Source organism: Cryobacterium algoritolerans (assembly GCF_004402785.1).
Taxonomy (GTDB): Bacteria; Actinomycetota; Actinomycetes; order Actinomycetales; family Microbacteriaceae; genus Cryobacterium; species Cryobacterium algoritolerans.
Genome location: NZ_SOFP01000041.1, coordinates 26,289 through 36,424, shown reverse-complemented (window position 1 = coordinate 36,424; position 10,136 = coordinate 26,289). Strand labels below are relative to the sequence as shown.

General features: G+C 70.7%; 8 protein-coding genes. 3 read left to right on the top strand and 5 right to left on the bottom strand.

The genetic code is table 11. The features are described 5' to 3' along the window. Positions 1 to 105: 105 nt before the first annotated feature. Positions 106 to 2,421, bottom strand: coding sequence for an FdhF/YdeP family oxidoreductase (locus E3O19_RS07725; RefSeq protein WP_134566732.1), 2,316 nt, complete (start codon positions 2,419 to 2,421; stop codon positions 106 to 108). A gap of 255 nt (positions 2,422 to 2,676) precedes the next feature. Here E3O19_RS07725 and E3O19_RS07720 point away from each other — a divergent pair, with 255 nt between their 5' ends. Then, complete coding sequence (locus E3O19_RS07720; RefSeq protein WP_134566730.1) at positions 2,677 to 4,905, top strand: glycosyltransferase; 2,229 nt, start codon at positions 2,677 to 2,679, stop codon at positions 4,903 to 4,905. Between the two features lie 13 nt (positions 4,906 to 4,918). Beyond that, positions 4,919 to 6,232 carry a nucleotide disphospho-sugar-binding domain-containing protein gene (locus E3O19_RS07715; RefSeq protein WP_134566729.1) on the top strand — a complete coding sequence of 438 codons (1,314 nt, stop codon included), beginning with the start codon at positions 4,919 to 4,921 and terminating at the stop codon, positions 6,230 to 6,232. 22 nt (positions 6,233 to 6,254) lie between these two features. On the opposite strand, the gene E3O19_RS07710 is transcribed toward E3O19_RS07715, so the two are convergent. From E3O19_RS07710 to E3O19_RS07700, 3 genes are all read right to left on the bottom strand, one after another. Then, positions 6,255 to 6,803, bottom strand: a complete 549-nt coding sequence (locus E3O19_RS07710) for a DUF2017 family protein (protein ID WP_241981269.1) — start codon at positions 6,801 to 6,803, stop codon at positions 6,255 to 6,257. After that, complete coding sequence (gene clpS / locus E3O19_RS07705) at positions 6,803 to 7,087, bottom strand: ATP-dependent Clp protease adapter ClpS (RefSeq protein WP_241974927.1); 285 nt, start codon at positions 7,085 to 7,087, stop codon at positions 6,803 to 6,805. Before clpS ends, E3O19_RS07710 begins: the two co-directional genes overlap by 1 nt. Positions 7,088 to 7,180: 93 nt before the next feature. Continuing rightward, positions 7,181 to 7,807, bottom strand: a complete 627-nt coding sequence (locus E3O19_RS07700) for a nucleotidyltransferase family protein (RefSeq protein ID WP_134566725.1) — start codon at positions 7,805 to 7,807, stop codon at positions 7,181 to 7,183. Between the two features lie 136 nt (positions 7,808 to 7,943). Here E3O19_RS07700 and E3O19_RS07695 point away from each other — a divergent pair, with 136 nt between their 5' ends. Next, positions 7,944 to 8,429: a SixA phosphatase family protein gene (locus tag E3O19_RS07695; RefSeq protein ID WP_198413883.1), complete on the top strand. Its 486-nt coding sequence runs from the start codon at positions 7,944 to 7,946 to the stop codon at positions 8,427 to 8,429. 138 nt (positions 8,430 to 8,567) lie between these two features. Here E3O19_RS07695 and E3O19_RS07690 read toward each other — a convergent pair whose 3' ends face one another. After that, positions 8,568 to 10,043, bottom strand: coding sequence for an amidohydrolase family protein (locus tag E3O19_RS07690; protein ID WP_134566721.1), 1,476 nt, complete (start codon positions 10,041 to 10,043; stop codon positions 8,568 to 8,570). Positions 10,044 to 10,136: the final 93 nt, after the last annotated feature.

Here is a 10,136-nt window from a genome sequence, read left to right as displayed (position 1 = left end):
GACGGCGGTGGCGGTCGCGGGCTGCGGAAACGGGCGCGGCGGTGCGCGGGTCGGGTCGGGTCGGGTCGGGTCGGGTCGGGTCGGGTCGGGTCGGGTTGGGTCAGGTCAGCCCAGCTGCGGCACGCCGGCCGGCTCGTGCGCGATGAACCGCACGGCCATCGCCTTGTAGCCGGGGGTGTTCGATTCGCGGGCGACCAGCTCCCGGTGCATCAGGGCGTTCGCCTCGGGGAAGTACGCCGCCGCACAGCCGCGCGGGGTGGGGTAGACCACCAGGCGGAACTCGTTCGCCCGGCGCTCCTCGCCACGGAAGGTGCTGATCACGTCGACCATGTCGCGGTCCGTGAACCCCAGCTCGGTGACGTCATCCTCGTGGATGAGAATGACCCGGCGGCCGCCGGAGATGCCGCGGTAACGGTCGTCGAGCCCGTAGAAGGTGGTGTTGTACTGGTCGTGGCTGCGCATCGTCTGCAGGATCAGGTGCCCGGGCGGCGGGGTCAGGTACTCGAGCGGGCTGACCGTGAACCGGGCCCGGCCGATGTCCGTGGCGAAGCTGCGGGTGTCGCGCGGCGGGTTGGGCAGCACGAAGCCGTTCTTCGTCTTGAGGCGCGTGTTGAAATCGTCGAAGCCCGGGATCACCCGAGAGATACGGTCACGGATGACGTCATAGTCGTCGGCCATGGCCTTCCAGTCGATCACGTGGTCGGCACCGAGGGTGGCACTGGCCATCCGGGCGACGATGACCGGCTCGGCAAGCAGATGCTCGGAGACCGGGTCAAGGCGCCCCTGCGTGGTGCGCACCACCGACATCGAGTCCTCGATCGAGAGTACCTGGCGGCCGCCGGGGTGCTTGTCGTCGGTGTCCGTTCGCCCGAGCGTGGGCAGGATCAGGGAGATCCTGCCGTGCATGATGTGCGACCGGTTGGGCTTGGTCGACACATGCACGGTCAGGCCGACCCGCTGCATCGCGGCCTCCAGGGCCTCGGTGTCGGAGCAGGCGAGAGCGAAATTGCCGCCCATCGAGATGAAGACGTCAACATCGTCGTTCTCGAATGCCTCGACTGTGTCCACCGAGTCGAGACCGTGCTCGCGCGGGGACTCGATGCCGAATTCCGCATCGAGCGCCGCCAGCATCGGCTCCTTCGGCTTCTCCCAGACGCCCATGGTGCGGTCGCCCTGCACATTGGAGTGGCCGCGCACCGGGCAGGCGCCGGCGCCGGGCTTGCCGAAGTTACCCTGCAGCAACAGCAGGTTGATTATCTCCTTGAGCGTGTTCACCGAGTGAGGCTGCTGGGTCAGGCCCAGCGCCCAGCAGATGATAGTGGCGTGGGAGTCCGCCAGCATGCGCGCCACAGTGCTGATCTGCAGCACCGTCAGGCCGGTGGCCTTCTCCGTCTCCGCCCAGTCGATGGTCTTGCGGGCGGCCCGGTAATCCTCGATGCCCTGGGTGTTGGCCGCCACGAACTCCGCGTCGACGACGGAGCCCGGCACCCTCTCCTCTTCTTCAAGCAGCAGGTGACCGAGGGCTTGGAACAGGGCGAGGTCCCCGCCGACCTTGATCTGCAGGTATTCGTCGGCGAGGGCGGTGCCGTCGCCGATCAGTCCGGACACCGACTGCGGGTCCTTGAAGTTGAACAGCCCGGCCTCCGGCAGCGGGTTGACGGCGACGACCCGGCCGCCATTGTCCTTGCACTCCTTCAGGGCCGACAGCATCCTCGGGTGGTTGGTGCCCGGGTTCTGGCCGACGACCAGGATCAGCTGGGCGTGGTGGATGTCCTCGAGGGATACAGTGCCCTTGCCGATGCCGATCGTCGGGTTCAGCGCGGAGCCGGAGGATTCGTGGCACATGTTGGAGCAGTCGGGCAGATTGTTCGTGCCGATCGATCGGGCGAACAGCTGGTAGAGGAATGCCGACTCGTTGGCGGTACGGCCCGAGGTGTAGAAGACGGTGCGGTCCGGCGTCGTCGCCCGGATCTGCTCGCCGATGAGTTCGAACGCGTCGTTCCAGGAGATTTGGGAGTAGTGCGTGTCGCCGGGACGGATAACCACCGGATGCGTGATCCGGCCCTGGTTGCCGAGCCAGTACTCGGTCTTGGTGGCGAGCTCTTCGATCCCGTGCTCGGCCCAGAACGCCGGGGTCACCGTGCGCAGGGTGCTCTCCTCGGCGACGGCCTTCGCGCCGTTCTCGCAGAACTCGGCGGTCTTGCGGTGGCCCTGCGACTCCGGCCAGGCACAGCCGGGGCAGTCAGTGCCGTCGCGCTGGTTCAACCGCAGCAACGCGCGGGCGGTGCGGGTGACACCTGCCTGCGCGACGCCGCGTTCGAGCGCGACGACCACGGCCTCCAGCCCGGCCGCGGACTTCTTCGGCTTCGTGACGCGCAGATTGTTCTCGTTGATGTCTTCGATCGGTGCACGACGTGTCATGCATCCATCCTGCCCCCTGTGACCGGCCGGTAAACCCGCCGGGGGAGTCTCGGCTGATTCCCAGCCGGTATCTGCTCACTGGTCAGGCAAATGGCGTTTACTCACAAGGGGGTAAATTCGCCGGTGGGCAATCCGAATGGATTCCCGATCCGAAGTATCATCGTCAACACCATTGGTCGCAACCGCCGACCGCCCGCAGACACCGACCGCCCGCACCCGCCGACCGTCCGCACCCGACGACAGGGAGAACACTCCGTGGGAACCCATACGACCCTGGACACCATGCGCCAGGCGCGCTCGATCCTCGAGGGCATCCGTGCCGCCGACGACCTGACCGTCGCCGCGAGCAGGGACGGCGGCGTTCGGGCCGTCCGCCTGCTCGCCCAGGCTGCGGTCGACCCGGGCGACCAGCTCACTGCGATCGCGGCGATCCATTCGCTCGCCCAGGTCTTCGACGAGTCGGCGGACGATGTGCTGGTCTCGCTGCTCGGCCACGACACCCCGTTCATTCGCGAGCACACGGCCTGGGCCTTCGGCGCCCGCCTTCCCCGCCTCGACGCCGTCGCCGGACTGGTGACCATGGTCGTCGCCGGCGGCTTCCCCGGCATGATCGCCCAGCGCACCCTCGAACAGTGGGCGTCCTCGGTGCCGGAGCATGTGGGCCTCGCCCTCGAGGGTGCCCTGGTGGGCGTGGTCGAACCGGGCGCCCGGTCCCGCCTGGTCGAGACGATCGGCCTCGTCACCGGCCGCATTCCGGAACGCCTGCTGCGCCGCATCGCCACCGAGCCGGCCGAGGCGACCGTGGTGCGCGTGGCCGCGATCGCCGCCCTCGGCGACCTCGGCCCGAACGACGTCAACATCGCGATCGTCACCGACCTCGCCCTGGGCGATGACGTGCTCGCCGAGGTCGCCAGGCTCGCCCTGGTCGACCTGACCGTGCCCGGCTATCCTCGCGCGCCGTGGAGCCAGGGAGCCACCATCGCCCAGCTCTTCCTGCACGCCGACATCGACCGTGACCTCAGCCAGGTCGGCGCCGGCGACAACGGAGGCATCGCGACCCTGCTCGTGCGCCTCGGCGATGCCCTCGTCGCCGGCCCGACGCCGGGCGAGGACGCCCTCATGCCCGACGGCGGGGATGCCCCAGGGGAGCAGCGGGTCGAGCGGGTACTCACGCTCTCCAGGGGTGACTTCGGCGGCGGCCTGGACTGCCTCTCCGAGGTCGGCTCCACCCTGGCCGGGCACGCCCTCGCGACCGTCCCGTTCCTCGGCGGGCCGGTCGCCTCGATCGACGCCTGGCCGCGCCGGATCGCCACCCAGCGCGGCATCAGACGCATCCTCCGCGCAGCAGGCACGGTCGACGCGATCCACCTGCGGATGGCGGATGTAGGCACTCTCGCCGCATCCACCGTGGCCCGCGAGCTGGACATCCCCATCGTGTTCACGGTGGCACCCGACCCGCACAGCGTCATCCACTCGCTGGATGCCGCCGGCGCCCTGACCCGCGCGAACTTCGGCACCATCGACGAGGCCGAGCACTTCTGGTTCCGGGTGCGGTTGGTGCAGCGGCTGGCAGCGGATGCCGCCCACACCGTGCTCTTCCCTCGGCCCGACCTGCAGCGCGACATGCGCGAGCTCGTCGGAATCGACATCCGGCAGCATCCGGAACGCCACTCGGTGATCGCTGAGGGCATCGACCTGGCCGTGATCGAGCGTTCCCTCGCGGATGCTGCGGCGTCCGTTGACGCTGCCGGGCCGGATCGGCTGAGCGAGGCCGGCGCCGTGGCATTCACCGAGCTCGACGACCTTCTCTCCACCCTCCCGCCCGAACGACGGGGGCTGCCGCTCGCCATCACGGTGGGTCGGCTGCATCGGGTGAAGGGCATGGCCGCGCTCGTGGACGCCTGGTCGACGGATCCGGCGCTGTCCGCGGCCTGCAACCTGCTCATTGTCGGCGGGGACCTGCGCACTCCGTCGGCCGACGAGCGCGCGCAACTGGACCGGATGAACGCGGCCGTTCCGCTCGCCGAGGCCGCGGGGCGGGGGCTGCTGCTCGCCGGGCATCGCAGCAACGACACCGTGGCCCGCTGGTTGGCGGCAGTGCGCTCCGGCCGTCCCGGTCTGGCCGCCCCGAACGGCGTGTATGTCTGTGCGAGCGTGAAAGAGGAATTCGGGATCGCGCTGCTCGAGGCCATGGCGACCGGCCTCTCGGTGGTCGCGCCGCACGCCGGCGGCCCAGCCACCTACGTGGAGGAGGCGGTGACGGGTTTCCTCGTGGACACCGGCAACCCGGCCGCGCTGGCCGGGGGGATCACCGACGCCCTCACGATCGCCTCCGGACCGTTCGGGCCGGAGTTCGCCGAACGCGCCCGCGTGATGGTGGCCCGCTCGTTCACGATCCAGGCCATGGCGTCCACGCTGGCCGCCGTCTACCGGGAGGTCTCCGTCACCGACGGACCGAACGCCTGGGCGATGAGCCTGTCCTGATGCGGAGCCTGAGATGACACTGCTGATCATCAGCCCCGATTACGCCTCCCATCTCTTTCCCCTGGCCACCCTCGGCACTGCCTGGCAGCAGGCCGGCGAACGGGTGGTCGTGGCCAGCGGCCCCGCCACGGCTGACATTGTGCGAGTGTTCGGTTTCGAACGGATCAACCTGCAACTGGGCCGTGGCTCGAATCCGGGCACCATCCGGGCCGAGCAGCAGCCGAGCGGCGAAGACGACGCTCTCCGCGGGTTCTTCGCCGCGACCCGCCGCGGCATGGTGGAGACACTCCTGTTCCAGGCCGAGGCGCGCAGCAACGACCTGCTCTGGAACCCGGTCGAGGTCGCGCGCGAGGTGCAGCGGATCGTGACGGAGGTGCAGCCCGACCACGTGATCGTCGACCACCTCGCGTTCAGTGCGAGGCTCGCGCTGCAGAGTGCGGGCATCCGTCACGCCGACGTCGTGCTCGGACACCCGTCCGCGCTGCCGGTGGGCGACGAGGTCTATGGCTATCCGCCGGAGTGGCCGGTGGCGTTCCGGCCCCACCCGGCCGCGCTCGAGGCCCTGCACCTGGCCTGTGACAACGTGAGCGCCGCGTTCACCGCCCAGTGGAACGGTGCCCTGCGGAGCCTCGACCCTGCGGCGACCCCCACACGCGATGCTTTCACGGAGTCGGGCGACGTACTCCTGCTCAACTACCCGGCCGAACTGCACGACCCGGCACGCACCGCGCTGCTGCCGCCGCACGCTTTCCTCGGCTCTGCGGTGCGCGAGGAGGCAGCCGACGGCGAGGTCGACCGGTGGCTGGCGGCCGGCGACCTGCCGGTCGTCTACGTGAGCTTCGGCAGCTTTCTCTCGGTGCGCGGCGACGTGCTCGCCCGGGTTGTGGAGGCGCTGTGCGGGCTGGGCGTGCGGGTCGCCATCGCGACCGGCGCGACCGATCCGGCCGAGCTCGGGCCGATCCCCGGCAGTTGGCTGGTGCGCGCTTTCCTGCCCCAGGTCACCCTGCTCCGCCATGCCACCCTGGCCGTCACCCACGGCGGCAACAACAGCGTCACCGAGGCGATGACCGCCGGGGTTCCCCTGCTCGTGCTCCCGTTCTCGACCGACCAGTTCGCCGGCGCCGCCGCCCTGGAGGCGGTGGGATTCGGTCTCTCCTTCGATCCGAACGTCGTCACGGCCGGCGAACTGCGAGCGGCGGCCGAGGCTCTGCTCGCCCTCGACGGCGCGGCCAGGCTGAGCCTGGACCGGCTTCGGGCATCCTTGGCCGACGGTGAGGGGCCGCGTCGCGCCCGTGAGGCGCTCCTGGCCGTTCCCGCAGTCGGTTGAGCGCTTCCGCGTCGCACCCCCGTCACACGTCGATGGCGTAGACCAGGGCCTCCTGCACCATGCCGAACCACTCGTAGACGTCGCTCAGGAACGGAACCTCCTCGTCGTCTCGCTGCGGCCGGCCGTCCGGACCGATGTTGAGGCGCTCGGCCAGCGTGAGGCGCAGGTCGGTGAGGGTGCGCAGCCACGACTGAACGTCGGGCAGGTCAAGCACGATCGCCAGCGGGGCGTCGTCCGGAAAGTCGTGGAGCAGCGCCTCGTCCGGTTCGTCGGAGATCGGGTCAAGCGGCTCCTCACCCAGGGTCGCCAGAACCACCCTCGCATTGAGGACCTTGCGGTCGAGGAGATCGCCGGCGGTGAACCGACGGAACTCCGCCGCGGCCTCCGGGTCGCCCTGGTAGGCATCCGGGAGCAGCCGTTTCAGGGCCGGATCGGCGGCCGTGCCGGTCGCGTGCGGATCAGCGGCCTCCAGCAGCTCCACCAGCTGGCTCGTGGCGAGGCGGAGCAGGCCCACCTCGACCAGTTCGAAGTGCGCGGACACCCGACCTGCCGCGGCCGGCTCGAACTGCATCACGAGTCGGCCCTGGCCAGCGTCGCCCACAGGCCGTAGCCGTGCATGGCCTCGACGTGCCGTTCCATGGCTTCCCGGTTGCCCGTGGCGACCACGGCCCGGCCGGTGTTGTGCACCTGCAGCATGAGGCGCTCAGCCTCCTCGGCGGTGACCCCGAAGTAGCTGCGGAAGACGTAGGCGACGTAGGACATCAGGTTCACCGGGTCGTCCCAGACGATCGTGATCCACGGGCGGTCCAGTGACACCGTCTCCTGCAGATCGGGGCGTTCGACAGTCTTCGGCACCTCTCAAGGCTCCCACGACGGTGAGCGGAATTCCACCGGGTCCGAGGCGCCGCGCGGCCCAGCATCGTGCGGAAGCGGCGCCGACGGGCGACGTCAGGGGGTGTCGACGTCGGCCCCGGTCTCCAGGTCGCCGCACTCCACTGGCACGGCACCGTGCGCGACCAGGTAGGGACGGGCGCCCGTATCCCCGGCCAGGGAGGCGACGAGGCCGTTCCAGTGTGCCCGCCCGATCAGGACAGGATGCCCTGGCCGGCCATCGAATCCGGCCTGCCTCAGCGTGTCCGGACCGAGCGGTGCCGGGCTGAGCCGTGTCGGGCCGAGCGGTGCCGAGGCGATCAGCCGGCGGACGGTGGCCTCGGCCAGCCCGGGAACGTCCACGGGGACGACCGCCACCGCGACGGGGCCGGGACGGAGGGAGGCCGCGGCCCGCAGACCCGTCCGGAGCGAGGCGGAGAGCCCGTCGGCCCAGTCCTCGGCGCGCACGACCACCGGACGCTCCGCCCCGGCCCCGGAACGGCGCAGCAGGGCCTCCGCCTCGTCGGCGCCGGCCCCGAGCACGACGATGACCGGGCTGCAGCCGCCGGCGGCGAGCGTCTCAACCGCCCGGACCAGCCAGGACCGGCCGTCCTCCGTCACGACGAGAGCCTTCGGCCGGCCGTAGCGGGAGCCGGCACCGGCGGCGAGCACCAGGCCGGCGACCTGCGGGGAGAGGGGCGTCATGCCTGCCATCGTAGGGCGACCGGGCGGGTAGGGCGACCGGGCCCGGAATCGAGGCGTTTGCGGCCGAACGAACGGTGACAGACTGTGGCCATGGCGAAGCGACACGACGGACCATCGGCCCACGGGGCATTCGCCCGTGCCTGAGCGCACCCTGATCCTGCTGCGGCACGCGAAGTCCGACTGGTCGGGCGACGAGGCCGACATCGACCGTCCCCTCAACGGCCGGGGACGGCACCAGGCGCCGCGGGCCGGTGCCTGGCTGGCCAGGAGCATCCCCGGCATCGATCTCGCGGTCGTCTCGCCGGCGAACCGGGCGCGCAGCACCTGGGAGCTGGTCTCGGCGGAACTCGGCCGCACACCGCCGACCCAGGTCGACGATCGGACCTATGCCGCCTCGGCCGGGCAACTGCTCGGCGTGGTGCGCGACCTGCCCGACGACGCGGTGACCGTCGTCCTGGTCGGTCACAACCCGGGGATCGAAAACCTGGCCTCGCTGCTGACCGGGGAGTCCGTGCCGATGCCGACCTCCGCGATCACGGTGATCGACCTGGCTGGCCCGTGGTCGAACGCGGGTCGCTCCCCGGCGGTGCTTCGCACGTCCGGCAGGCCTCCGGCGGATTAGCGCCAGCATCAGCATCAGCGCCAGCGCCAGCGCCAGTATCAGCATCAGCATCCGTCAGTACCGGTCCGGTGGCGGAGCCGGCTCAGTCGAAGGGGGAACACCGGCCCAACACCCGCACGGGTGGGCACGTCCGGGACCTCAGGCCCGTTCGGGCCGCCCGGTCACGCGCGCGGCCGCCTGCGACTGATCGTCCGGCTCCGGCGCCACTACCTGTCGGCCGCGCACGAAGACGCCGGTGATCGCCGGCTGGCGCAACGCCAGCAGCAGGGCGAACAGGGTCTGGTCGGTGGCCATTTCCACGTCGTCGGCACGGATGCCCCGCTCGAGCACGCTCGCGAGCGGCTCCCAGCGGTCCGGTTCGATGAGCAGGAAGTCCGCGTCCTTGCCGACGTCGAAGTTGCCGAAGCGGGCTTCCATGTCAAGGGCGCGGGCGCCGGCCAGCGTGCCGGTGAAGAGCAGGGCCGCCGGGTCGATCGACAGCCCGGCGTCGCCGGGCTCGGACAGGTGCACCTTGAAGCAGTCGTTGAGCACCCGGGAGACCAGCCATTCGTCGCCCGCGCCGATGTCGGAGCCGATCGCCACGTTCACCCCGAACCCCGTCGTGCGCAGCCACGGCATCGTGCCGGAGCCGAGGAATTGCTGCGAGGTCGGGCAGTGCGCGACGGAGGTGCCGGTTTCGGCGAGCCGGGCGAGTTCGGCATCCTCGCAGTGCACGGCGTGGGCCAGGATGCTCCGGCGACCGAGCAGGCTCGACCCGCCGCGCACCGAACCGGGCAGGAACCGGCCGTCGTAGGTGTCGAGGTAATTATCGACCCGGTAGATCGCCTTGACCGCGTCGATCTCGCCGGTGCCCGGCCGGTTGTTCTCATTCAGGTGGCTGTGGAAGTACACGCCCCGGCCGCGCACGTGGTCGTAGAGCTCGCCGAGCCCGGCGAGCGTGGTCGGCGTGACGGACAGGCTGAACCGGGGAACGACCGCCACCTGCAGCAACGCCGTGGCCGGGTCGCCGGTGTCGACCGCATGCCAGCGGTCGATCTCCGCCGTGACGAGGTCCAGTGCCTCGGCCTCGCCGGTCAGCAACGCCCGCGACGACTCGGAGCCGATGGTCTGGATGCCGCGGCCGCTGACCAGGCGCAGGCCGGCCCGCTCCGACTCGGCGAACAGGGCATCCTGGGCGTCTGGGAACGCCGACCCGAAGACCAGGGCGCTCGTGGTGCCCGCCGCGATCCGCCGGCGGGTGAAATCCTGTGCGATCCGGGCGCCGAACTCCGGGTCGGCCAGCCGGGACTCGGCCGGGAAGACGCAGTTGTCCAGCCACTCCAGCAGCTGCCCGCCGCCGTAGGCATCCGTGGAATACGTCTGTGGGAAATGCAGGTGGGTGTCGACGAATCCGGGCAGGATGAACCCGCCCCGGTTATCGGTGACCGGGACGCCGGCGAACTCCCGGGGGAGCAGGTCGAAGTCGCCGACCCAGGCGACCTGGCCCTCCCTCGTGACGAGGGCGCCGCCGGGCAGCGAGACGAGATGGCGCCTCGCCTCCGAAACGGTGGGCGAGCCGGCAATGTGAAAGACGTGACCGCGATAGACGTGAGCGGCTCCGTGAATCGAGGTCATGCTTCTGTCTAGCATCCCCGGGTGGAAGAAGGCGGCGGGGGAGGGAAAGCCGGAGGCAGGGCAGCCGCGGATGCCGGGCGTCACATCCGCGTC